General features: G+C 56.3%; 26 protein-coding genes. 11 read left to right on the top strand and 15 right to left on the bottom strand.

Translation table 11 applies throughout. The features are described from left to right. Positions 1-94 precede the first annotated feature (94 nt). Entirely contained in the window at positions 95-2752 is a 2658-nt protein-coding gene (gene mutS / locus C8265_RS09665; protein ID WP_240611035.1) for a DNA mismatch repair protein MutS, read from the top strand. Here the strand turns inward: mutS and C8265_RS09660 are convergent. Together C8265_RS09660 and hrcA are read right to left on the bottom strand one after the other, a co-directional pair. Beyond that, entirely contained in the window at positions 2730-3305 is a 576-nt protein-coding gene (locus C8265_RS09660) for a nucleotide exchange factor GrpE (RefSeq protein ID WP_420818860.1), read from the bottom strand. The two genes, mutS and C8265_RS09660, sit on opposite strands and share 23 nt — an antisense overlap. Positions 3306-3316: 11 nt before the next feature. Beyond that, positions 3317-4381 carry a heat-inducible transcriptional repressor HrcA gene (hrcA, locus tag C8265_RS09655; protein WP_108483791.1) on the bottom strand — a complete coding sequence of 355 codons (1065 nt, stop codon included), beginning with the start codon at positions 4379-4381 and terminating at the stop codon, positions 3317-3319. Positions 4382-4502: 121 nt separating this feature from the next. Between hrcA and rph the strand changes: the two genes are divergently transcribed. From rph to hemW, 3 genes are read left to right on the top strand one after another with little or no spacing between them, the layout of a single operon-like run. Further along, positions 4503-5213 carry a ribonuclease PH gene (gene rph / locus C8265_RS09650; protein WP_108483790.1) on the top strand — a complete coding sequence of 237 codons (711 nt, stop codon included), beginning with the start codon at positions 4503-4505 and terminating at the stop codon, positions 5211-5213. Further along, positions 5210-5821 (top strand): RdgB/HAM1 family non-canonical purine NTP pyrophosphatase, encoded by a 612-nt coding sequence (rdgB, locus tag C8265_RS09645; protein WP_108483789.1) that lies wholly within the window; start codon positions 5210-5212, stop codon positions 5819-5821. Before rph ends, rdgB begins: the two co-directional genes overlap by 4 nt. After that, the gene (gene hemW, locus C8265_RS09640; protein WP_240611034.1) at positions 5814-6971 is read left to right on the top strand and encodes a radical SAM family heme chaperone HemW; all 1158 of its coding nucleotides are present in this window, start codon (positions 5814-5816) and stop codon (positions 6969-6971) included. The genes rdgB and hemW overlap by 8 nt, the downstream gene beginning before the upstream one ends. 3 nt (positions 6972-6974) lie before the next feature. Here the strand turns inward: hemW and C8265_RS09635 are convergent, their stop codons facing one another. From C8265_RS09635 to hemJ, 7 genes are all read right to left on the bottom strand, one after another. Beyond that, entirely contained in the window at positions 6975-7874 is a 900-nt protein-coding gene (locus C8265_RS09635; RefSeq protein ID WP_108483788.1) for a ParB/RepB/Spo0J family partition protein, read from the bottom strand. A gap of 1 nt (position 7875) precedes the next feature. Next, on the bottom strand, positions 7876-8694 hold the full coding sequence (locus C8265_RS09630; RefSeq protein WP_420818859.1) for a ParA family protein: 819 nt from the start codon (positions 8692-8694) through the stop codon (positions 7876-7878). Beyond that, positions 8687-9310 carry a 16S rRNA (guanine(527)-N(7))-methyltransferase RsmG gene (rsmG, locus tag C8265_RS09625; protein WP_240611041.1) on the bottom strand — a complete coding sequence of 208 codons (624 nt, stop codon included), beginning with the start codon at positions 9308-9310 and terminating at the stop codon, positions 8687-8689. The genes C8265_RS09630 and rsmG overlap by 8 nt, the downstream gene beginning before the upstream one ends. 1 nt (position 9311) lies before the next feature. Further along, positions 9312-11183: a tRNA uridine-5-carboxymethylaminomethyl(34) synthesis enzyme MnmG gene (gene mnmG, locus C8265_RS09620; protein ID WP_206050319.1), complete on the bottom strand. Its 1872-nt coding sequence runs from the start codon at positions 11181-11183 to the stop codon at positions 9312-9314. A gap of 3 nt (positions 11184-11186) precedes the next feature. Further along, complete coding sequence (mnmE, locus tag C8265_RS09615) at positions 11187-12476, bottom strand: tRNA uridine-5-carboxymethylaminomethyl(34) synthesis GTPase MnmE (protein WP_108483786.1); 1290 nt, start codon at positions 12474-12476, stop codon at positions 11187-11189. Between the two features lie 27 nt (positions 12477-12503). After that, positions 12504-13775, bottom strand: a complete 1272-nt coding sequence (rho, locus tag C8265_RS09610; RefSeq protein ID WP_108483785.1) for a transcription termination factor Rho — start codon at positions 13773-13775, stop codon at positions 12504-12506. Positions 13776-13890: 115 nt separating this feature from the next. Continuing rightward, entirely contained in the window at positions 13891-14343 is a 453-nt protein-coding gene (hemJ, locus tag C8265_RS09605) for a protoporphyrinogen oxidase HemJ (protein ID WP_108483784.1), read from the bottom strand. A gap of 410 nt (positions 14344-14753) precedes the next feature. On the opposite strand from hemJ, the gene C8265_RS09600 reads away from it, so the two are divergent. From C8265_RS09600 to dnaQ, 4 genes are read left to right on the top strand one after another with little or no spacing between them, the layout of a single operon-like run. Next, positions 14754-15353: a Maf family protein gene (locus C8265_RS09600; protein ID WP_108483911.1), complete on the top strand. Its 600-nt coding sequence runs from the start codon at positions 14754-14756 to the stop codon at positions 15351-15353. After that, positions 15350-16186 carry a shikimate dehydrogenase gene (locus C8265_RS09595; protein WP_108483783.1) on the top strand — a complete coding sequence of 279 codons (837 nt, stop codon included), beginning with the start codon at positions 15350-15352 and terminating at the stop codon, positions 16184-16186. The genes C8265_RS09600 and C8265_RS09595 overlap by 4 nt, the downstream gene beginning before the upstream one ends. After that, positions 16183-16776 carry a dephospho-CoA kinase gene (gene coaE, locus C8265_RS09590; protein WP_108483782.1) on the top strand — a complete coding sequence of 198 codons (594 nt, stop codon included), beginning with the start codon at positions 16183-16185 and terminating at the stop codon, positions 16774-16776. The genes C8265_RS09595 and coaE overlap by 4 nt, the downstream gene beginning before the upstream one ends. Then, entirely contained in the window at positions 16769-17461 is a 693-nt protein-coding gene (dnaQ, locus tag C8265_RS09585) for a DNA polymerase III subunit epsilon (protein WP_108483781.1), read from the top strand. The genes coaE and dnaQ overlap by 8 nt, the downstream gene beginning before the upstream one ends. On the opposite strand, the gene secB is transcribed toward dnaQ, so the two are convergent. Together secB and C8265_RS09575 are read right to left on the bottom strand one after the other, a co-directional pair. Further along, complete coding sequence (gene secB / locus C8265_RS09580) at positions 17458-17985, bottom strand: protein-export chaperone SecB (RefSeq protein ID WP_108483910.1); 528 nt, start codon at positions 17983-17985, stop codon at positions 17458-17460. The two genes, dnaQ and secB, sit on opposite strands and share 4 nt — an antisense overlap. A 55-nt stretch (positions 17986-18040) precedes the next feature. Continuing rightward, positions 18041-18541, bottom strand: a complete 501-nt coding sequence (locus C8265_RS09575) for an FxsA family protein (protein ID WP_108483780.1) — start codon at positions 18539-18541, stop codon at positions 18041-18043. 118 nt (positions 18542-18659) lie between these two features. On the opposite strand from C8265_RS09575, the gene C8265_RS09570 reads away from it, so the two are divergent. The 3 genes from C8265_RS09570 to C8265_RS09560 are packed head-to-tail and all read left to right on the top strand — an operon-like array spanning position 18660 to position 20956. After that, positions 18660-19322: a Tim44/TimA family putative adaptor protein gene (locus tag C8265_RS09570; protein ID WP_108483779.1), complete on the top strand. Its 663-nt coding sequence runs from the start codon at positions 18660-18662 to the stop codon at positions 19320-19322. Further along, positions 19319-20350 carry a murein transglycosylase A gene (gene mltA / locus C8265_RS09565; protein WP_420818858.1) on the top strand — a complete coding sequence of 344 codons (1032 nt, stop codon included), beginning with the start codon at positions 19319-19321 and terminating at the stop codon, positions 20348-20350. The genes C8265_RS09570 and mltA overlap by 4 nt, the downstream gene beginning before the upstream one ends. Positions 20351-20353: 3 nt before the next feature. Beyond that, positions 20354-20956, top strand: a complete 603-nt coding sequence (locus C8265_RS09560) for a Smr/MutS family protein (protein ID WP_108483778.1) — start codon at positions 20354-20356, stop codon at positions 20954-20956. Here C8265_RS09560 and C8265_RS09555 read toward each other — a convergent pair. The 4 genes from C8265_RS09555 to trxA form a co-directional block, all read right to left on the bottom strand. Next, positions 20918-22162, bottom strand: coding sequence for an MFS transporter (locus C8265_RS09555; protein WP_108483777.1), 1245 nt, complete (start codon positions 22160-22162; stop codon positions 20918-20920). The two genes, C8265_RS09560 and C8265_RS09555, sit on opposite strands and share 39 nt — an antisense overlap. Before the next feature lie 40 nt (positions 22163-22202). Beyond that, the gene (hslU, locus tag C8265_RS09550; protein ID WP_108483776.1) at positions 22203-23510 is read right to left on the bottom strand and encodes an ATP-dependent protease ATPase subunit HslU; all 1308 of its coding nucleotides are present in this window, start codon (positions 23508-23510) and stop codon (positions 22203-22205) included. Positions 23511-23555: 45 nt separating this feature from the next. Continuing rightward, entirely contained in the window at positions 23556-24116 is a 561-nt protein-coding gene (gene hslV, locus C8265_RS09545; RefSeq protein WP_108483775.1) for an ATP-dependent protease subunit HslV, read from the bottom strand. 107 nt (positions 24117-24223) lie between these two features. Beyond that, entirely contained in the window at positions 24224-24544 is a 321-nt protein-coding gene (gene trxA / locus C8265_RS09540) for a thioredoxin (RefSeq protein WP_108483774.1), read from the bottom strand. Positions 24545-24579 lie beyond the last annotated feature (35 nt).

Genomic DNA, 24579 nt, shown 5'->3' with positions numbered 1-24579 from the left:
AAAAGTGGTATTTTCAACCGGCTGAGCGCCCAGAGTTTCGCCTTTAATGCCCGTGACGGTCTGGTTAAACTGCGCACGATCACCGGGGGGCATTATGGCCAATGTAAAATCTGCCATCACGCCGATGATGGCACAATTTCTTGAGATCAAGGCCGAGTATCCTCAGGCGCTTTTGTTTTATCGCATGGGCGACTTTTACGAGATGTTCTTTGACGATGCCGTGGCCGCCGCCGAGGCCTTGGATATTGCCCTGACCAAGCGTGGCAAACACATGGATCAGGACATTCCCATGTGTGGCGTGCCGGTGCATTCCGCCGAAGGGTACCTTTTGACCCTGATCCGCAAGGGGTTTCGCGTGGCCGTGTGCGAACAGATGGAAGACCCGGCCGAGGCGAAAAAGCGCGGCAGTAAATCGGTGGTGAAACGCGGTGTCGTGCGTCTGGTGACCCCCGGCACATTGACCGAGGATTCATTGCTTGAGGCGCGGCGCAACAATTTCCTCTGTGCCTATGCGCAGGTGCGCGGCGATGGGGCCTTGGCCTGGGTTGATATTTCAACGGGGCAATTCCGTGTGGCCCCCTGCCCTTTGGTGCGGTTGGGCCCGGAATTGGCCCGCCTGACCCCGCGCGAAATTTTGATCGCCGACAGTGACGATAACACGCTGTTTGACATCATAACGGAATCGGGCGCGGCCCCCACCCCACTATCGCGGGCCAGTTTTGATTCAACCAGCGGTGAAAAACGGTTGTGTGCGTTGTTTGGCGTATCATCGCTGGATGCCTTCGCCACATTTTCCCGCGCCGAGATTGCAGCGATGGCGGCGATTGTTGATTATCTGGAAATTACGCAAAAGGGCAAATTGCCGTTGCTGCGCCCGCCGATACGGGAAAGCGCGGATCGGGTGATGCAGATTGATGCCGCCACCCGCCGCAATCTGGAATTGACCCATGCCCTGTCGGGGGGGCGCGATGGATCGCTTTTGGCGGCGATTGACCGAACGTTGACCGCCGGCGGTGGGCGGCTGTTGGAACGGCGGCTCAGCAGCCCGTCACGCCATTTGCCCACCATCGACATGCGGCTGAACGCCGTGGGGTTTCTGGTGGAACAGAGCCGTATGGCCGAAGATTTGCGCGCCGCCCTACGGCGGGTGCCGGATATGGATCGCGCCCTGTCGCGCCTCGCGCTGGATCGGGGGGGGCCGCGCGATCTGACCGCGATGCGCGCGGGATTAGAGCGCGCCCGCGACATTGCGCAAATGGCGCATGAAGATATGCCACCCCTGTTGGGCGATGCCTGTCAGGCGCTTCATGGCCATGACGATCTGATCGCCCTGTTGGATCAGGCCCTGATCGCCGAACCGCCGCTGTTGCTGCGCGATGGCGGGTTTATCGCAAAAGGGTATGACGCCGAATTGGACGAGGCGCGCACATTGCGCGACGAAGGGCGCAGCGTGATTGCCGGCCTGCAGGCCGATTATGCGGCGCAAACCGGCATTTCGACGTTGAAAATCAAACATAACAACGTGCTGGGCTATTTCATCGAAACCACCGCGACCCATGCACAAAAAATGCTGTCTGCGCCGCTGTCAGATACGTTCATTCACCGCCAAACCACCGCCAATGCGGTGCGGTTCACCACTGTGCCCCTGAACGATATGGAAACGAAAATCCTGAACGCGGGCGCGCGCGCGCTTGAGATTGAAAAACGGCTCTATTCCAGCCTGACACAGGCGATACTGGCCGAATCTGGTGAAATTTCAGCAACCGCCGCCGCGCTGGCCGAACTGGATCTATCTGCCGCGTTGGCGGATCTGGCCCGCGGCGAAGATTGGGCGCGCCCGAAAATGGACGACAGCCGCGCCTTTCTGATCACCGGCGGGCGGCATCCGGTGGTGGAACAGGCCCTGCGCCGCCAAGGCACGGCCAGCTTTGTGGCCAATGATTGCGCCTTGGCCGAGCCTGACAGCGAAGCGGCGATTTGGCTTTTGACCGGGCCGAACATGGCCGGTAAATCGACCTTCCTGCGCCAGAACGCCCTGATCGCGCTGCTGGCGCAAATGGGCAGCTTTGTGCCGGCCACAACGGCACATATCGGGATCGTGTCACAACTGTTCAGCCGGGTTGGCGCGGCGGATGATCTGGCGCGCGGGCGCTCGACATTCATGGTGGAAATGGTCGAAACGGCGGCGATCTTGAATCAGGCCGATGATCGCGCCCTGGTAATATTAGATGAAATCGGGCGCGGCACCGCCACCTATGACGGATTATCCATTGCCTGGGCCACGATGGAGCATTTGCACGACAAGAACCGATGTCGCGCCCTGTTTGCCACACATTATCATGAAATGACGCAACTGGCCGACCGTCTGACAGGCGCGCAAAACGCCACGGTGACGGTCAAGGAATGGCAGGGCGATGTGGTGTTCCTGCACGAAGTGCGCAAGGGATCGGCGGATCGCTCTTATGGGGTGCAGGTGGCGCGATTGGCCGGCCTGCCACAGGCCGTGGTGGACCGCGCCAAGGTGGTGCTGGACGCCCTGGAAAAAGGCGAACGCGAAGGCGGCGCGCGCAAGGCGGCGTTGATCGACGATCTGCCGCTGTTTTCCGCCGTGGCCACCGCGGCCCCTGCCCCCACAAAACCATCGCCCGTAATGGAAAAGATCGCCCAGGTTCACCCAGACGATCTTTCACCTAAACAGGCGCTGAACCTGATTTACGAGCTAAAGGCGCTTACGACTTCGGGGTCGAGCTGACGCCAACCTGAGCCGCGCGCAGCAACCGATCATGCAACATGAACCCATGCGCCATGACCTGAATGATCTCACCCGATTTGGTGCCGGGCACCGGGGCTTCGAACATGGCCTGATGCACCGACGGATCGAATTTATCGCCAATCTCGGGTGATATCGATTTGATGCCGTGTTTGGCGAAAACCGAAATCAGCTCGCGCATGGTCAGCTCGATCCCTTCCAGAAGGCCGGAATTGGCGGCGCGCTGTTCATCGGTCACCACCTCAAGCGCGCGTTGCAGGTTATCAAACACCGGCAACATATCGCGCGACAGTTTTGATCCGCCGTAATTTTCCGCCTCTTTACGGTCACGCTCGCTGCGTTTGCGGGCGTTTTCGGCATCGGCCAGGGCGCGCATGAACCGATCGCGGAACTGATCCCGCTCGGCGCGCAGCGCTTCAAGCTGATCCTCCAGCGTTTCTTCGGCTTCGGGCGCCATTGTATCGGCCTCTCCATATCCTTCTTGTGCCAACATCTCTTCGATCTGGCTGTCTATATCGTCTTGTGGTTTGTTCATTCTTTCACCCATCAACCTCGGTCGGTCAGCAGTCTGCCTATCATCTGTGCTGTGTAATCCACAATCGGAACAATCCGACCATAGTTCAGCCGTGTCGGACCAATCACACCCACAGCGCCGATGATCTTACGGTCAGCGTTCATATATGGTGAAACGACCAAAGATGAACCCGAAAGTGAAAAAAGCTTGTTCTCAGAGCCAATAAAGATACGCACACCTTCGCCCTGATCGGTCAATTCCAGAAATTCGGCAATATCACGCTTGCGCTCAAGGTCATCAAACAGAGTGCGGATGCGATCCAGCTCGGCGGCTTCTGTCGCACTGTCGAGCAGATTGGCCCGGCCCCGCACGATCAACCGTTCGTAACGCCCGCCTTCATTTTCCCAAATTGCCAGACCGCTTTGCACCAATTCGGCGGCCAAAGTGTTCAATTCCTGCCGCCGCGCCTTGATCTCACGTTCGATCGTGTGACGCAGATCGCTCAGGGTTTTGCCTTCGGCCAAGGCATTCAGAAAATTCGCCGCCTCGCGCATGGAACTGGGCGTTTGGCCGGCCGGGGGATGGAAAATGCGATTTTCCACGTGACCATCGGCGAAAACGATCACCACCAGTGCCCGATCCGCCGCCAGGCTGACAAATTCCAGATGTTTGATCGGCGCCTCGTGTTTTGGGGTCAGTACAACACTGGCGCCATGGGTGGCCCCCGATAACGCGCCACCCACCCGATCCAGCAATGATCCCACGTCAGATTCATTGTGGCCCAGGGTTGCATCAATGCTTTCCCGGTCGGTTTCTGTCAGGCTGCTGACTTCAAGCAGGCCATCGACAAACATCCGCAGCCCTTGTTGCGTCGGGATTCGCCCCGCCGAAATATGCGGACTGCCCAGCAGGCCCAGATGCTCAAGATCCTGCATCACATTGCGAATGGTTGCCGCGCTGATCTTTTCGCTCATCGAACGGGTCAGGGTGCGCGACCCCACGGGATCGCCGGTATCAAGATACCCCTCAACCACCCGGCGAAACACTTCGCGGGATCGCAGGTTCATCTGTGACAAAATGTTCGACCCATCATTCATCGGACTAAACCCTTTGCTTGGCCAGGGGCCACTAGGCCACCCTGGGCCGCGAACGTCAATCGGGGTTGCACCGGGGGCTTTGCCTTGGGTATCACGACGCAACACTTGCAAAGGAAAGCCCATGCGCCCGTCTGGCCGTAAATTAAACGAAATGCGCCCGATTTCAATCGAAGTCGGCATCACAAAACACGCCGAAGGCTCTTGTCTGATCAAATGCGGTGATACCCATGTTCTGTGCACGGCCTCGCTGGAAGAACGCGTGCCGCCGTTTTTGAAAAACACTGGGCTGGGGTGGGTCACCGCCGAATACGGCATGTTGCCCCGCGCCACCCATACTCGGATGCGCCGTGAGGCCAAGAATGGCCAATCGGGCCGAACACAGGAAATTCAACGCCTGATCGGGCGGGCCTTGCGCGCGGGCGTTGACCGGGTGGCATTGGGCGAGCGGCAAATTTCAATCGATTGTGATGTGATTCAGGCAGATGGCGGCACCCGCTGTGCGGCAATCACCGGCGGATGGGTTGCATTGCGGTTGGCGGTGAACAAATTGATGAAAGCCGGCGATATCATCACCGATCCGATGGTCGATCATGTGGCCGCGGTGTCGTGCGGCATGTATGCGGGTCAGCCCGTGCTTGATCTGGATTACCCCGAAGACAGCGAAGCGGGCGTGGATGGCAATTTCGTTCTTACCGGTTCGGGCCGTTTGATCGAAATTCAGATGTCAGCCGAAGGCGCGACATTCTCGCGCAGCGAACTGACCGAGCTGTTGGATCTGGCAGATACAGGCATGGCCGATCTGGTTGCAGCACAAAAAGCGGCGGTCGCATGACGCGCCGTTTTGACGGCGACCGCCTGTTGGTCGCCACCCACAACCAAGGCAAGATGGACGAGATCGCCGCACTTCTCGCGCCCTATACCGTGTCCGTCACCTCAGCCAAGGATCACGAGCTTCCTGAACCGGTTGAAGACGGCACCACGTTTGTTGACAACGCCCGGATCAAAGCCCACGCCGCGGCCAAAGCCACAGGCATGATCGCCCTGTCCGACGATTCCGGTATCGAAATTGATGCACTGGATGGCGCGCCGGGGGTTTTCACCGCCGATTGGGCGGAAACCCCGAACGGGCGCGATTTCGTAATGGCCATGACCAAAACCCACGACATGCTTGAGGCAGCCAATGCGCCCTTCCCGCGAACAGCGCGGTTTTGTTGCACGTTGGTCATGGCCTGGCCCGACGGCCACGACGAGGTGTTCACCGGTGTTCTGTCGGGTCAGGTGGTTTGGCCGATGCGAGGGCAACAGGGTCATGGCTATGACCCGATATTCCAACCCGATGGTTACAATATAACACTTGGCCAAATGGATCAGGCGCAGAAAAACCAACTCAGTCATCGCGCCGATGCCTTCAAAAAACTGATGGCGGCCTGTTTTGCCTGACATCACCCCCGAGGGGGGCTTTGGCCTGTATGTGCATTGGCCCTTTTGCCAGGCCAAATGCCCCTATTGCGACTTCAACAGCCATGTGGTTGCCCGCGTTGATCACGGCCGATGGCGGGATGCCTTGGTCAGTGAAATCAAACGGTATGGCGAAATGGCCCCCAATCGCGTGTTGAACACGATTTTCTTCGGCGGTGGCACACCCAGTTTGATGGTGCCTGAAACCGTTGCCGCAGTGATCGAAACCGCCCGCGCCATTTGGCCCGGATCGAACGATATGGAAATCACGCTTGAGGCCAATCCAACCTCGGTCGAGGCTGGGCGTTTTCAGGCCTATCGCGAGGCCGGCATCAACCGAATATCCATGGGTATTCAGGCCCTGAACGACAAAGATTTGCGCCGTCTTGGGCGGCTTCATTCTGTGCGGGACGCAAAAGCAGCCTTTGACATCGCACAATCGACTTTCGACCGGGTCAGCTTTGATCTGATCTATGCGCGGCAAGATCAAAGTCTGGCAGAATGGAAGGCCGAGTTGTCAGAAGCCCTTTCCATGGCGATTGATCACCTGTCGCTCTATCAACTGTCGATCGAAGATGGCACCGCCTTTGGTGATCGCTACAACCGCGGCAAATTGCGCGGTTTGCCAAATGATGATCTGTCCGCCGATATGTATGATTTGACTCAGGATCTTTGCGGCGCTGCCGGTCTTTCAGCTTATGAGGTGTCGAACCACGCCAAAACCGGTTCTGAATCCCGTCATAACCTTATCTATTGGCGCTATGGTGATTACGTTGGTGTTGGGCCTGGCGCCCATGGCCGGCTCACCCTTGGCGGACAAAAATACGCAACCGAGGCTGTAAAACAGCCAGGCGCATGGTTGAACGCAGTGGAATCTGCAGATGGTACAACCGACAGCGCCACTGCCCTCTCGGGCAACGAACAAGCCGCAGAGTACCTGATGATGGGCCTGCGGCTGAGTGACGGTGTATCCATGCAGCGCTTTCATACTCTCGCTGAAACACCGCTTTACCCACAAAAATTGGCCGAACTACAGGCCCTATCGGTGATCGCTCTCGAAGATGACCGACTGCGCGTCACCCCAACTGGCCGCCCAATCCTCAACGAAGTGTTGCGCCAGCTTTTGACCTAAACTTTATCCGGGGTTGGAGAGCATCCGGCAAAGCTCATCCAACTCTTCCAGAGATTTATAGGTCACGCTCAACGCTCCTGACTCCATGCCAGCGTCATGGTTGATCACAACACTCATCCCGACCGCGGCGGATAAATCCTGTTCCAACGCGCGGGTGTCTGCATCTTTTTCTGCCTTTTCTTTCCTTGGCTTCGGCGTCGCGTCTGGTTTGGGGTTCTTTGCCAACGCTTCGGTTTGGCGAACCGACAAGCCTTTAGACACCACAATTTTTGCCAAGGCCGACGGATCATCGGTGGCAACCAACGCCCGCGCATGACCGGTGGAAAGCGCCCCATCACGCAACAAAGCCAACACATCATCCGGAAGGTTCAAAAGCCGCAGAAGGTTGGCGATATGACTGCGGCTTTTGCCCAATGCTTCGGCCAACTTCTCTTGGGTATGGCCGAACCGATCCATCAATTGGCGATAACCGGCTGCCTCTTCCACCGGATTCAGATCGCTCCGTTGAATGTTCTCGATAATTGCAATTTCAAGAACTTCGATATCGTCCAGTTCGCGAACAACGGCCGGCACTTCATGCAATTGGGCAAGCTGCGCGGCACGCCACCGCCGTTCACCCGCGACAATTTCGAACATCTCGGGATCACGCGGATTTTTCCGCAAGATAAGCGGTTGGATCACGCCTTTTTCCCGAATCGACGCTGCCAGTTCGCTCAGCCGTTCCTGGGGAAAGGCGCGTCTGGGTTGCTCGGGATTTGGCTCAATCCGATCAACCGGGATAAAATGGTCGATCCGGCGGGCCGGCTTGTCATCGGATTTGCCCTGTTCTGCCACCCCAACATCCGCCATCAGCGCAGACAACCCACGGCCAAGGCCACGACGTTCTTGTTTCTTATCCGACATTTCATCCAACCTTTTGCTGTGGGCCATGGTGACGCTGAACCAACTCCTGCGCCAACAAACGATAGGCAATACTGCCCTTTGATGTTGCGTCATAGGCCAAAACCGATTGGGCATATGACGGTGCCTCACTTACCCTGACATTGCGGGGAATGACGGTCTGAAACACCAGATCTTTCAGGGTTTCTCTTGCATCAAATTCGACCTGCTGCGCCAATCTGTTGCGTCCGTCATACATGGTAAGAACCACACCTTCGATCCGCAAATTCGGGTTTGCACTTTGGCGTACTTCGCGAATCGTCAACATCAACTGCGAAAGCCCCTCCAAAGCAAAGAATTCACTTTGCAATGGAACCAGAACAGAATGCGCTGCAACCATCGCATTCACCGTCAACAGACTCAGCGATGGTGGACAATCGATCAGGATATAGTCAAACCCATACTGATCCATCGCGGGTTGGCGCAACGCGTCATACAACAAAAAACTGCGTTTCTCGTTGGATAGCATTTCAATATCCGCAGAACTAAGATCGGTGGTGGCGGGTATGATCCACACTCCGTCGTCTTCGGTTGTCAAAATAACCTCTGATAGTTTTGCATCATCCAGCAACAAATCATAGGTCGTCAGAAGCCGGGTGTTTGTATCAACTCCCAAACCTGTTGACGCATTCCCTTGCGGATCAAGATCAACAATCAGAACGTTATAGCCATCTTCGGCCAAAGCCGCGGCCAGATTGATCGTTGTGGTTGTCTTCCCCACCCCACCCTTCTGATTCACAACCGCGATGATACGAGGTGTATTGGTTCGCATAAGATCAGACACGGCGGATATCTCCGATGCAAAGAATGGTGGCGTCTGGTGCAGTGATACTGGAATGGGTGGTAGCGGAAAATTGCCAAACGTTCTGAGCTTCCTTCATCTCGTCCTCAAGACGGGCCCCTTTGAGGAAAAGGGCGATGCCGGTGGGCGCGAGGTGTCGATGCGCAAAACCCAGCAGATCACCGAGCGGTGCCAGAGCACGCGCTGTCAAAACGTCGACAGATTGCGGTTCAAGATTCTCAATCCGCTGATTGATAATTTTTGGATGGATATTTGTAACCCGTGAAACGGTTCGTAAAAATTCGCATTTTCGTTGATCGCTTTCAACAAAGGAAAATTCCGCCCCGTGCTGTTTCATTGCAAGTGCAAGAGGTATCCCCGGAAAACCACCGCCACTCCCGATATCAAGAACCTGTCTGGCTTCGCCCGGGATATGTGGCAAGAGTTGTAAGGAATCGATGAAATGACGGGTCCAAATCTCATCAAGAGTGTTCGATGAAACCAGATTTATTTGCCGATTCCATTTTCTTATCGTATCCTCAAATGCGCAAAGGTCAGAATATGTTTCACGTGAAACATACGGAACCTGGGATTGAAGCTCTTCAAAAGAAATCACCACTTTACGCAACTCTCGACATATTCTTTACCGCTGACAAGATTATCGACAGTCCGGCTGGTGTCATCCCCTCAACCCGTGCCGCTTGGGCAAGAGACCCAGGCCGCGCTCTTTCCAGCTTGCTTTTCAGCTCGTTTGACAACCCGCTGATGCTATTCAGATCAAGATCACTGGGTATCAAAATCTCTTCATCTCTCTTCAGTGCCGCAATATCGCGATCCTGACGTTCGAGGTAGATCGCATATAACGCCTCACGTTCAATCTGCACCGATGTTTCTGGATCAATTTCAGACAAGCGGCCATCGAGCTTGACCAAATCTGAAAATGAAACCTGTCCCAGGCTAAGCAACTGATACGACGTCCGACGGGATCCATCGTTGGATACCTCAATTCCGGCCTTGATCGCATCATTTGAGGTCCAACTCCGCTCAGACAGAAGTGCGCGTGCCGCCTCAAGCCGACCTAGTTTTTCTTGGAACTTCGAATACCTCTGTTTTGAAACACAGCCCACCCCTTGTCCGATTTCGGTCAACCGCTGATCGGCATTATCAGCGCGCAGGGAAAGCCGAAATTCTGCGCGAGACGTGAACATTCGATAGGGTTCAGTGACCCCGCGAGAGACCAAATCATCAATCAACACGCCAATATAACTGGTCGAACGTTGAAAGATAAGCGGCTCCTGCTCACTGAAACGTAATGCGGCATTCAGCCCAGCAACCAATCCCTGCGCCGCTGCCTCTTCATATCCCGTGGTGCCATTGATCTGTCCGGCAAGGTACAGACCGGACACGCCCTTATACTGCAAACACTGGTCCAATGCGCGCGGATCAATATAATCATACTCAATCGCGTATCCCGGTTGCAGGATAACCGCGGATTCCAAACCAAATATAGAACGCACGTAATCCAGCTGCACATCTTCTGGCAAAGATGTGGAAATGCCGTTCGGATACACCGCATTCGATGTTAAACCTTCGGGTTCAAGAAAAATCTGATGCGAGGTTTTATCAGCGAACCGAACTATTTTGTCCTCAATCGACGGGCAATATCGTGGGCCGATACCTTCGATTGAACCGCCATACATCGCCGAACGATCAAGGTTATCCCTGATGATCGCGTGAGTCCGTTCGTTAGTATGTGTAATGCCACAACTGATCTGCTGCGCTGTTGGACCATTGGAAAGAAAACTGAACATAACCGGATCGTCATCGCCGGGCTGCATTTCAAGAGCCGACCAGTTGATCGATTTCGTATCCAGCCGCGGTGGGGTACCAGTTTTCAAACGACCCAGCGGAGCGCCGAGAGTTGTGAAAGTATCAGCCAGGCGTGTTGATGCATTCGCCCCCATTCTGCCACCGACGATCTTTCGCTCGCCAATATGGATCAGACCGCGAAGGAACGTTCCTGTCGTTACAATGACGTTTGGCGCGCTTATCACAGACCCATCCGCCAGAACGACGCCGCTAACGACATGTCCCGATAAAGCCAAGTCGACAATCTCGCCTTGAATAACCGACAGGTTCTCCTGCGCGGCAAGCTCAGATTGAATAGCCAGCCGGAACAACTCGCGATCCGCCTGGGCGCGCGGCCCTTGCACGGCTGGGCCTTTCTTTCGGTTCAAAAGCCGAAACTGGATTCCGGCCTTGTCAGCGGCGCGACCGATAATTCCATCAAGGGCATCAATCTCGCGCACCAGATGGCCTTTACCCAGGCCGCCAATTGCAGGATTACAGGACATGGCGCCGATGGTTTCAGGATCCATCGTGACCAATGCTGTTTTGACTCCCATACGCGCGCTGGCATGGGCCGCCTCGGATCCCGCGTGACCCCCGCCAATTACGACGACGCCGAAGTCAAATTGTTTCACGTGAAACACTCCTTATTTACCCAGGCAAAAGGTGGCGAAAACCTCGTCAAGAACATCTTCTACACCGATCCGTCCGACCAGAGAATCCAGCGCGCGAACAGCACTGCGCAGAGATTCGGCAGCCAGTTCCGCCTGGTCTGGCCCCTGCCCTACAACATTTTTCGCTGCAAACAAAGCCTCGATCCCCCGCTGAAGCGCAATCCGATGCCGTTCCCGGATCATGATACTGGCTGACCCGGCGCGCTGTTGCAATCTATCGGATACGTCCTTTAGCAGAAGGTCAATTCCGGCGCCGGTTTTCCCCGATATCGAACGCATTGTCCCATCGGCCAAATCGCCCTTACCAAGGTAAATCAAGTCGTCCTCTTCCAGATCGACGCCAAGAGATTCATCAACACTTTGAACCAATGCAATCCGCAGATCTGCCATCGACGCGCGCTTTTTCGCGCGATCTACGCCAATCTGTTCAATCTGATCCGAAGTTTCGCGCAGCCCAGCAGTGTCCAACAGCGTAACCGGTAAACCGTCAATCTCCATCCTTACCTCAATAACATCACGGGTCGTGCCGGCAATTTCTGACGTAATCGCCGCGTCGCGCCCCGCCAATGCGTTGAGCAATGTCGATTTTCCGATATTTGGTGCGCCGATGATCGCAACTTCAAAACTATCGCGTACTCGTTCGGCGGCGTGACTGCCCGATGCCTGCTGCTGTAGGTCTCTCAACGTGGTATCAATCAGCGAGGTCACTTCGGGCGACACATCGATTGGAACCTCTTCATCGGCAAAGTCTATCGTCGCTTCAAGAAGTGCGGCCGCGCGGATGAGATTGCGCCGCCAGCCTTCGGTCAATGCGCCAATTTCGCCCGAAAGAACCCGCTGTGCCTGTTTTCTCTGAACTTCTGTTTCGGCCTCGATCAGATCGGCCAAGCCTTCGACCTGTGTCAGATCAAGACGGTTGTTATACAGTGCGCGCTTGGTAAATTCGCCTGGCTCTGCCAGTCGCAGATCGGGCAGATCACCCAGACGCCGTAGGATGGCATTGGTGATCGCGATACTGCCGTGGGTTTGCAGTTCAACAGTTTCTTCGCCGGTAAAGCTTTTGCCAGCGGGAAATGTTATCACCAATCCTTCGTCCAACATCGCCCCGTCTGTATCGCGAATAATCCGCAAGGATGCACGGTGCGCCGGTGGCACATCCCCGACGAGGGTCTGACAGGCCGCAAATGCGCTTGGCCCTGATATTCGTGTAACTGTCACGCCCGCCTTGCCCCGTGCCGTGGCCGGAGCGAAAATCGTTTCCATGTTTGCGATCCTAGGGGTCGGCCAGTTTTAGGTGTTCATTGAGTCGAAGAAATCAGCGTTGGACTTTGTCTGTTTCAATTTCGAGATCAGGAATTCAATCGCATCGGTGGTGCCCATCGGGTTGAGAATCCGGCGCAGAACATATGTTTTCTGCAAATCGCCCTTTTCAACCAACAATTCTTCCTTGCGAGTTCCGGATTTGAGGATATCCATCGCCGGATATACCCGTTTATCCGCCACCTTGCGATCCAGCACGATTTCACTATTACCAGTGCCTTTGAATTCTTCAAAGATCACTTCGTCCATCCGGCTGCCTGTGTCGATCAGGGCGGTTGCGATGATGGTCAGTGAACCACCCTCTTCGATATTACGCGCCGCACCAAAAAACCGCTTTGGCCGCTGCAACGCATTGGCATCAACACCGCCTGTCAGCACTTTACCTGATGACGGAACGACAGTGTTGAATGCCCGCCCCAAACGGGTGATCGAATCCAAAAGGATCACCACATCACGTTTATGTTCGACCAGGCGTTTTGCCTTTTCGATCACCATTTCCGATACCGCAACGTGGCGCGTTGCAGGTTCATCAAAGGTCGACGATATCACTTCGCCCTTCACCGACCGCTGCATGTCGGTCACTTCTTCGGGGCGTTCATCGATCAATAGCACGATCAGATACACCTCGGGATGATTCTTTTCGATCGAATTGGCAATGTTCTGCAACAAAACGGTTTTACCCGTGCGCGGCGGTGCAACAATCAATGACCGCTGACCTTTGCCGATCGGCGCCACCAGATCAATGATCCGCGCCGAGCGGTCCTTGACCGTTGGATCGTCAAGTTCCAGCTTGAACCGTTCGTCGGGGTACAGCGGCGTCAGGTTGTCAAAGGCAACCTTGTGGCGGGCCTTTTCCGGCTCTTCGAAATTGATCGTCTCACTTTCGACCAAGGCGAAATAACGTTCATTTTCATCGGGGCCACGAATCACGCCTTCGACAGTGTCGCCAGTTCGCAGGGCGTATTTGCGGATCAACTCTGGTGAGACATAAATATCGTCGGGGCCGGGCAGATAGTTGGCCTCGGGCGATCTCAGAAATCCGAAACCGTCTTGCAACACCTCCAAAACGCCATCACCGCCGATGATCCATTCATCGTCGGCCCGCTCTTTCAGGATCGAGAACATCATCTCGCCTTTGCGCATGGTCGATGCGTTTTCAATCTCAAGCTCTTCTGCCAGCGCCAAAAGGTCTTTGGGGCTTTGCACCTTGAGATCGGCAAGGTTCAAACGGTCCTGGGTCATGGTCAGATATCCTTAGCAGACACCAAAGCGCCGCTGTCATTTATTCAAGGGAGAACACACGATCGAATGACCGCACGCAGCAGATAGGCCGGATACCAGTGAAAGTCAATCTTGCTTAGAATGGTTTGGCGATAACCGAAAACACGATGACAATCATCAGCACAGTCGGCACTTCGTTCATCTTGCGAAAATACGATCCTGCCTTGGTGTTTTGCCCTGCTGCCAACACTTTGCGCTGACCCGCACACCACATATGAAACCAGGTCATGCCAATCACCGCCAGGGCCTTGATCCAGGGCCACCAGGAGGCCCAGTCGATCATCCCGGGGGTGGCGACCATGATCAGCCCAAACAGCCATGTGGCAATCATTGCGGGGTTCATGATCAACTTAAGAAGCTTACGCTCCATCATTTGAAAAAGACCATCGGTTTCACTGCCGACCTGCACCTGTTCGGTGTGATGCACAAACAGGCGTGGCAGATAAAATATGCCCGCCATCCAAGAGATCACTGAAATGATATGCAGGGATTTTACCCATGGGTAAGCGACATAAAGCAGATCTGACATGGCGTGTCCTTTGGAAAACCCGACCCTCTCTATTCAATAAATAAGATAGAAAGAAAAGAAGATGATGATAGTAGACGCGGTGGATAACGGGGATTATTCGGTTGCCCAAGGGTTTGTCCACGATCGATCTGAGCGGAACTGCCTGTTTGCGGATGAACGGGGATAAATATGAAAACACATGAATTTTCAATATGTTGATGAAATATCTGATGTGTATATCCACGGGGTCAACTGGGTATCGCCACGGGATATCCGATGTTGTCCACATCTGTGAATTTCCCTCTGTCCACGGTGGACAAACATGGGCCGGCCCGTGCAGAAAACGATGAGTTATGCAAAGGCCCTGTTGATCTGCCGTTTTGTCCGAGTCGCCCATTTTTCATCCCGCCGTTTATCCACGGATTTATCCCATGCCCAAACCGATCATTCTGGCCTCAACCTCGGATATCCGCCAACAGCTGTTGCGCAACGCCGGTGTCATCTTTGATGCGGTGCCGGCCCGGATCGATGAGGCGGCGATCAAACAATCCATGTTGGCCGAACAGGCCACGCCGCGCGATATTGCCGATGCCCTGGCCGAATTCAAAGCCCGCAAAATTGCCACCAAACATCCCGGTGCCGTTGTGATTGGCTGTGATCAGGTGCTTGATCTGAACGGGACCGTGCTAAGCAAGGCGCCGTCACCTGATGTGGCAAAACAACAGTTACAGGCGTTGTCAGGCCAGAAACACCAATTGTTGTCGGCGGTTGTGGTGTATGAAGATGCCAAACCGGTCTGGCGGCATATGAACGTGGTACAGATGCACATGCGCACCCTGAGCGATGATTATATCGATCAGTATCTTACCCGAAACTGGGACAGTGTGCGCAATTGCGTTGGCGCCTATAAACTGGAAGAAGAAGGCGCGCGCCTTTTCAGCCGGGTTCAGGGTGATTATTTCAGTGTTCTGGGCCTGCCGCTGCTTGACCTCTTGTCCTATCTCACACTCAAAGGCATGTTAGATTCATGACCGATCAAAAAATCCCTCTGGCCGGCGTTATCGGCTCTCCTATCGCGCACAGCCGCTCTCCTGCGTTGCACCAACATTGGCTGCGCACCATGGAGATTGCGGGCTATTATATACCGATGGATGTGGCACAGGCCGATCTGGCCCATGTGATCAGAACGCTGCCGCAAATGGGGTTTGTCGGTTGTAACGTCACGATTCCCCATAAAGAGGCGGTGTTGGATCTGGCCGATCTTGTGACGGATCGCGCGGCCCTGATCGGGGCGGCAAATACGTTGATTTTTCGGGCCGATGGGAAAATTCACGCCGATAACACCGATGGCTATGGGTTTATTCAGAATTTGAAAGAAGGCGCGCCCCATTGGGATCCGCGGTCGGGGCCGGCAGCGGTGTTTGGGGCCGGCGGGGCCGCACGTGCGATTATCACATCGCTGATTGATGCCGGCGCGCCGGAAATCCGGCTGACCAACCGCACCCGCGCCCGATCCGAGGCATTGCGCGCCGAATTTGGCGCCAAAATCGTGGTTTATGATTGGGTCAAGGCCGGCAATACGTTGGACGGGGCGCAAACCGTGGTGAATTCCAGCTCGCTTGGGATGGTGGGCAAACCCGATTTTCGGGTGCCGCTGGATGGTTTGTCATCTTCGGCCGTGGTGACCGATCTGGTTTATACCCCGCTGGATACCACGTTTTTGCAACGCGCCCGCGAATTTGGCTGTACCACCGTCGATGGCTTGGGCATGCTGATTTATCAGGCCGCGCCGGCGTTTGAGCGGTGGTTTGGCACCCGACCCGAAGTTGACAGCGCCACGCGTGAGGTGGTGCTGGGCCAATGACGCGGCCTTATCTGATTGGGCTGACAGGTTCCATCGGCATGGGAAAATCGACGACGGCACAGATGTTTGCCGATCTCGGGATTCCGGTGTGGGATGCGGATTCTGCCGTGCATCGGTTATATTCCGGTGCGGGGGCGGTTGCCCTGTCACATCTTTACCCGGATGCGGTGCGTGATGGGCAGGTTGATCGCGGTGTTCTGAAGGCCTGGATCGCCCGTGATCCCACCGCCCTGCCCCAGATTGAACAGGTGATTCACCCCTTGGTGGCGGCGGATCGCGCCGAATTTATTACCCGAACCAAAGCACCGATTGTGGTTCTGGATATTCCGCTGCTGTTTGAAACCAACAGCCAAGGCGAATTTGACAAGGTTGTTGTGGTGTCGACCGATGCCGGGGAACAGCGCCGCCGTGTCATGGAACGCCCCGGCATGACGCGGGATCATTTTGAAACGATCCTTGCCAAACAAATGCCCGATGGACAAAAACGCGCGCAGGCCGATGTGGTGATTGACACAACAACCCTGGAAACGGCCCGATCTGCGGTGAACCGCCTGATTGCCAATATCAAACAGGAGCAGAAAATTGCGTGAGATTGTTCTTGATACCGAAACCACCGGGTTTGAGCCTGAATCAGGCGATCGCATCGTTGAAATCGGCGCGGTCGAGTTGCACAATCACATGCCAACGGGCCGCACCTTTCACGAATATATCTGCCCCGAACGGTCAATGCCGCAAGAGGCGTTCGAAGTGCATGGGTTGGGCGATGATTTTCTGCGCGACAAACCCAAATTCGCTGCCATCGGTCAGAAATTTCTGGATTTTGTCGGTGATGCCAAACTGGTAATCCACAACGCCGCGTTTGATATGAAATTCCTCAATGCGGAACTGGGCTGGATCAACCTGCCGAAATTGCCGTGGGAACAGGCGATTGATACCTTGGCGATTGCCCGCAAACGGTTTCCCGGCTCGCCTGCGTCATTGGATGCCCTGTGCCGCCGGTTCGGCATCGACAATTCATCGCGCACCCTGCACGGCGCATTGCTCGATTCCGAAATCCTGGCCGAAGTTTATTTGGAATTGATCGGCGGGCGGCAGCCTGATCTGGTTTTGGCACCGGTGGGTGACGAACACTCTACATCCGGGTCAAACGAAACATGGCGTCCACGCCCGCGCCCTGCTCCCTTGCCCCCGCGCATCACCGAGGAAGAAACCGCCGCCCACCGCGCGTTTGTTGCGGCGATGGGCGAAACGGCCGTTTGGGTGCAAAAGGCCTAGTTCGGCTTTGCGGCGTCACCATTTTGCGCGGCCTGCGCGGCCTGTGCGGCGGCACGCTGTTGCAGGCTTTGGCGATAAAGCGCAACAAAATCAATGGTATCCAGATTCAGTGGTGCGAATCCGCCATCATGGGTCACATCGCTGACAATGCGGCGAATGAACGGGAACAACATGCGCGGGCATTCGATCAGCAAAAAGGGGTGCATCTGTTCGTCTGGCACGTTTTCAATGGCAAAGATCCCGCCATATTCCAGCTCAAGCACGAACAAGGTGTTGTTGGTTTCCTTGTCACGCGATGTGATGTTGAACTTGCCGATAACCTCGTACTGGCCCTCATTGCGTTTTTTCGCATCCAGCGCGACCTGAACCTGAACATCGGGGGTCACATTGCCGCCGGTGCCCTTGCGCGCCACGATGTTTTCAAACGACATATCGCGAATGAACTGGCCCAGAATGCGCAGTTGTGGTGCGGCGGGGGCTTTGGGCTCTTCTGGGGTCGCGGGGGTGGTATCGGATTCAGCCATCATCGGCTCCTCAATCGTTGGATTTTCGCGTGTTTAACAGGTCTGATCTGCGCCCTCAATGGCGAGTCCAGCCAGACGGATTGTTCGGGGCCGGATGGGTTGGGGTTTTGGGCGGGTCGACTTCGGTGTAATCACCGTCAATCACATCGCCCCGGGTGCGCGGGCCGGGCCTTGGGGTTTGGCGCGGATCGCCGTATCCGAAACTTTGCACTGTGATCCGGGCCTTTATAAATTGAAACGCCGCGCGCCGTACCGCCGGAATCAACAGGGCAAAACCGGCCGCATCGGTGAAAAAACCGGGGGTCAGCAACAAAGCGCCGGCAAACAATATCATCGCGCCATGGGCCAAGGGTTCGGTCGGGTCATTCAACCGCTGAAACGATCCGCGCAGTTGCGAAAGCGCCAGCGCACCCTGTGTGCGCACCAGAAACGTGCCCAAAACCGCCGTCAGCACGACAATCGCCAATGTCGGCCACAGCCCGATCAGCCCGCCAATTTGGATAAACAGCGCAATTTCAACAATTGGCACCGCCAGAAATAACATAAACAGCCACATGACAACCTCCTGGGTTCGGGGCAATGGTGGACTTGGCCACGGTCCAACCCTACATAGGGAAGAACACCGCCTGTTACCAACCCCGCCCGCCAAGATGGGCCGCCCAAATGAGGTTTAGATGAGTTCTGCCGTGATCCAGCTTTTGGTTTTGGCCGCGATTGCCGTTTTCCTGATTCTGCGGTTGCGCAGTGTATTGGGAACGCGGGACGGCTTTGAAAAACCGCCCATCGCCGGGCCGTCGCCCGATGCAAAACGCAACCGCCCCGAATTCGAAGTGATCGAAGGCGGGCCAGACCGTGATATCACCGATCATGTTACCGATGGCAGCCCAAGTGCCAAGGCATTGGCAGACATGAAAAAGGTCGAACCCGGTTTCAACGTGACAGAATTCATGCAGGGCGCGCGCGGGGCCTATGAAATGATCCTGATGGCGTTTGAGCACGGCGATATCAAGGATGTGCGCGATTTCATGTCACCCGAAGTGGCCGAGGCATTCGATGATGTCATCCGACAGCGCCATGAACAGGGTTTGACGGTTGAATCCACCTTTGTCGGTCTGCGCGATATCGCCCTGAACGAGGCCGAATTTGACCGTGACAGCAAATTTGGCGAAATCACTCTGCGCCTGACGGCCGAACTTATCTATGTGGTGCGCGACAAGGGCGGCGATATCATTGAAGGCAGCGCGACCGAGATCAAACGCCAGCGCGATGTCTGGACGTTTGGGCGCACCATGGGTGCCAACGATCCCAATTGGCAGCTTGTCGCCACCGGGGAATGATGCGTGGGCTGGCCGCAGCCTGCCTTGCGGGGCTATTGGCCATGACTGGCCCCGCCGCGTCCGATGCGGCGCACAAGATCCTGTCGTTTGATGATTTGAAAGGGTGGGCCGATGATGATCATCAGGCCGCCCTTGACGTGTTTTTGAATACCTGCCGTGACATGCGCGATCCCGAATGGCGGGGCGTGTGCAACTTTGCCAAACAACAGACCAATGCCAGAACATTTTTCGAATTGTTCTTTCGCCCTGTTCTGATCGAAGACGGTCAGCCAATGCTGTTCACCGGGTATTACGAACCTGAATTGAACGGCTCACGCTATCAGGGCGGGCGATACCAGTATCCGCTGTACAGCCTGCCTGATGAGGCCCGGTCAGGTCAGGCCTGGTTTTCGCGGCGTGATATTGAAGAACAGGATGTGTTGGCGGGGCGCGATCTGGAAATTGCCTGGATTGATGATCCGGTGGATGTGTTTTTCCTGCATGTGCAGGGCTCTGGGCGGATAAAACTGCCGGATGGGTCGTATGTGCGGGTGGGGTATGGTGGCAAGAACGGCCATGATTACCGCTCGATCGGGCGGGAATTGGTCCGTCAGGGGGTGTACGAGGCGCATCAGGTGTCGGCCCAGGTGATTCGAAACTGGGTCAAACGCAACCCCGAAGAGGGCGCAGAACTGCTGCGCCACAATCCATCCTATGTTTTTTTCCGTGAGGTCAGCGAAGTGCCCGCCGACAAGGGGCCGCTGGGTGCGATGAACCGATCGATCACCACCTTGCGATCCATCGCCGTTGATCCGCGCTATACCCCTTTGGGCGCGCCGGTCTGGATCGAAAAGGGTGGGCGTGGGCAGATGCGCAAATTGATGATCGCCCAAGACACCGGCAGCGCCATAAAAGGCGCGCAGCGGGCCGATATCTTTTTTGGTACGGGGGCTGTTGCCGGGCGGCAGGCCGGCCGGGTGCGTGACCCCGGGCGCATGATTGTTCTGATGCCGATTCAGCGCGCCTATGCGCTGGCCCCCGGGATATAACCGATGTCACGACGGCGCGAACCCCGACGGCTGAACCCCGACGAAGCCGAACTGTGGCAGCGGGTGGTGGAACATGCGGTGCCGATGCATCCGGCCCGCGCCCCAGATGCGCCGGCCCCGGTGCCACAGCCGGCGGCGCCGCCAAAGAAACCCGTGCCGCCGCCCATTGCCCCGTTTGCGATCAAAGGCAGCCGGTCAGAACCCCGGGTCAAAACCGACACCGCGCCGCCCCTGTCACAACAGGTATCCCAAGGCCCGTTGGCCATGGATCACAAGGCGTTCACAAAAATGCGCCGGGGCAAATTGCCCGTTGAGGGGCGGATCGATCTGCATGGCATGACCCTGGATCAGGCACAGCCGACCTTGATCAACTACATCATGGGGTCACAGGCCATGGGCAAACGTCTGGTTCTGGTGATCACCGGCAAGGGCGGGCGCAAACGCGACCGCAATGAATGGCACAATGGCCATGGCGCGCTGAAACGTCAGGTGCCGCACTGGTTGCGCATGGCCCCCGTAGGCGCAAAAGTGTTGCAAGTGAGCGAAGCACATCAAAGCCATGGCGGATCAGGCGCTTATTACGTCTATCTTCGGCGCAACCGGTAAACTGCGCCGCGCCTTGGCGATGGCAATGGTAGACAGTACAGCCGTGATGGCGAAATAGGCCGAGATCGCAAACATCTGTACCGGAAAAACGATGTCAAAATCCACAAAAACCGATGTGATCCCCGGCCCGATGGCCGATCCGAACACCATGATCGCGGCGGCCAAGGCTTTGATCGCGCCGATATGACGGGTGCCGTAAAATTCGGCCCAGAACGCGGCGGGAATGGTCGCTTGTGCGCCGGTGCCTAGCCCGAAAATCATCATCGCAATCGCCCCACCCCACAGGGTTTCGGCCTGTGCCATGACAAAAAACGCCACCATGAAGGGGATCATGTACAATTGCATCAAACGCGCGGTGCCAAACCGGTCAATCAACGCGCCGGTGGTGAATGTGGTCGCGATAGAGGTGACAGTAAACAGCGGCAAAAGCGCGGCAAAATCAATCAGCGCCCAACCTTTCACTTCGGTCAGATGCACCTGGTGAAAAAACATCGCTGTGCCCCAGGCCGGCGGGCCCAACAACAGCGGGATCATCGCCCAGAACAACCAATGGTGCAAAACATCGCGCCTTGTCCAATGGCGTGCGGTCATGCCCACGGCGTTTGAGCTTTCGGCCACCGATTGCGGTGTGCGTTCAGCGCGCAACAGCCGCAGAATGATTGGCAGGGTGCACAAGACCAACGCGGCGGCAATCACCCACAGCCAGCGCCAGTTCATCACATCCAACAGCGCCACAAATATGATCGGCAGCACCGCCTGCCCCAGGGCAAACCCCATGGCCGCCACGGATAAGGCCCGCCCCCGCGCGGCCACAAACCACCGCGCCATGGCAACAATGCTGAGATGGCTCATCATGCCCTGGCCGGTGAACCGCAGGGCAAACACCAAAAGGATCAGCATCCAGACCCCGGCCCCCGCCGCCATCGCCAGACAGGTGGCGGCCAAAGCCAGGCACACAAACACCGCCAGCCCGCGAATGCGAAACCGGTCGGTCAACACCCCGGCCCAAATCATCGCCACTGCCGATGCGGTGGTGGCCACCGTATAGATCAGGCCCCATTGCCCGTGCGACAGGCCATAGTCGCCCATAATCTCACCCGCGAAAAGCGAGATGAAAAACGTCTGCCCATAGCTGGACGTAAACGAAAGCAAAATACCCGCCGTCAGAAACAGCCAGTTTTCGCGCAGGAATGTGACAAAGCTCATACCCCTGTTTCGGCCCGTTGGGGCCGAAAGGGAAGGGGGGTTAAAGCACGTAACGGCTCATATCTGCGGATCTGGCCAGTTCGCCCAGATTTGCCTCAACAAATTCGGCGTTTACGGTGATGTCATCGCCCGCCCGGTCAGGCGCGGTGAAGGACAGTTCTTCAAAAACCCGCTCCATGATCGTGTAAAGGCGGCGCGCGCCGATGTTTTCGATTGCCTCGTTCACCTCAAACGCGATTTTGGCCAAGGCTTTGATGCCGTCTTCGGTGAAGGATACCGTCACCTGTTCGGTGTTCATCAATGCGGTGTACTGCAAAGTCAGCGCATTGTCGGTTTCGGTCAGGATGCGCACGAAATCCTCTTCGGTGAGGGGGCGCAATTCCACCCGGATCGGCAACCGCCCCTGTAATTCGGGCAACAAATCCGAAGGTTTGGCAATGTGAAACGCGCCCGAGGCAATGAACAGGATGTGATCGGTTTTGACCGGCCCGTGTTTGGTGGATACGGTTGTGCCCTCAATCAGGGGCAACAAATCGCGCTGCACGCCTTCGCGGGAAACATCGCCGCCACGGGCATCCTTGCGCGCGCATACCTTGTCGATCTCATCCAGAAACACGATGCCGTTTTGCTGGACCGCCTCAAGGGCGGCCTTGGTCACGGTTTCATCGTCCAGCAGTTTATCGGCCTCTTCGCTTAGCAAAACACCATAACTATCGGCGACAGTCAGCTTTTTGCGCACGGTGCGCTGCCCGAGTTTGCCAAACAGATCGCCAAGGTTCATCATGCCGCCCATCTGGCCCGGCTGCATCCCCGGAATTTCCATATTGCCCAATGGGTTTGACGTATCGGACACCTCAAGTTCGATCACGGTCTGATCCAACTCGCCATTGCGCAGCTTCTTGCGAAACATCTCGCGGGTCTGATCGCGCGCGCCCTCGCCGGCGATGGCCTCAAGAACCCGTTCTTCGGCGTTTTCCTGGGCGCGGGATTTCACATCTTCGCGCATATGATCGCGGGTCATGGTGATGGCGGATTCCACCAGGTCGCGGATGATCTGTTCCACATCGCGGCCCACATAACCGACCTCGGTAAACTTGGTCGCCTCAACCTTGAGAAATGGCGCGCGGGCCAGTTTGGCCAACCGACGCGAGATTTCGGTTTTGCCCACACCGGTGGGGCCGATCATTAGAATATTTTTCGGATACACCTCATCGCGCAGATCATCGCCCAATTGTTTGCGCCGCCAGCGGTTGCGCAGGGCCACGGCCACGGCGCGTTTGGCGTCTTTCTGGCCGATGATAAACCGGTCCAGTTCAGACACGATTTCGCGGGGGGTCAGATCACTCATTACGGGGCCTCTCTGTCGCTGCCGGTTTGCCGGCGCGATCGAATTTTATGATTTGCTCAACTTTTCAACGGTCAGATTGCCGTTGGTATAGACACATATATCGGCGGCAATCGCCATGGCGCGGCGCGCGATGTCTTCGGCATTGGCGTCGGTATCCATCAGGGCGCGCGCGGCGGCCAGGGCATAATTGCCCCCCGATCCGATGGCGGTGACGTCATGTTCGGGTTCCAACACATCGCCCGCGCCGGTGATCACATACAGATCGGCACCATCGGTCACGATCAGCATCGCCTCAAGTTTTTGCAGGTATTTATCGGTGCGCCAGTCCTTGGCCAATTCAACCGCCGCGCGCTGCAACTGGCCCGGTGTGGCGTCCAATTTCGCCTCAAGCCGTTCAAGCAGGGTAAAGGCATCGGCGGTCGATCCGGCAAACCCCGCCACCACGTCATAGCCACCGGGGCTGAGGCGGCGCACCTTGCGCGCAGTACCTTTGATAACCGTCTGGCCCAGGGACACCTGCCCATCACCCGCGATCACCACTTCGCCGCCCTTGCGCACACCGATGATGGTGGTGCCGTGCCAGCCGGGGAATTCTTGCTTTGCCATAATTTACACTCCGTTTGGGGTTATATGGACAGGGTGGGGCGCGTTGCCAACCCATACGCAAAAGGGCGCCCCATGGGACGCCCTTTTTAACAAGCGGTGCAAGCCGATCAAATTTCTTCTTTGATCCAGTTTTCCAAGGCGGCCTTGGGGGCGGCGCCGACTTTGTTCGATACGACTTCGCCGTTTTTGAACATGAACAGGGCCGGAATACCGCGCACGCCCATTTGGGCGGGGGAGTTGGGGTTTTCGTCAACGTTGACCTTGACGATTTTCACCCGGCCTTCGTATTCGGCGCTCAGCTCTTCCAGGGCGGGGCCGATCTGTTTGCACGGGCCGCACCATTCGGCCCAGAAATCCACGATCACGGGGATGTCGGATTGTTTCACTTCGGCGTCGAAAGTATCATCGGTGACAGCTACGGTGGCCATGGCGCATTCTCCAAAGGGCTATATTTACGGCTGAA

The organism is Oceaniglobus ichthyenteri (genome assembly GCF_003057885.1).
Classification (GTDB): Bacteria; Pseudomonadota; Alphaproteobacteria; order Rhodobacterales; family Rhodobacteraceae; genus Oceaniglobus; species Oceaniglobus ichthyenteri.
This window is presented reverse-complemented; position numbering and strand designations above follow the sequence as displayed.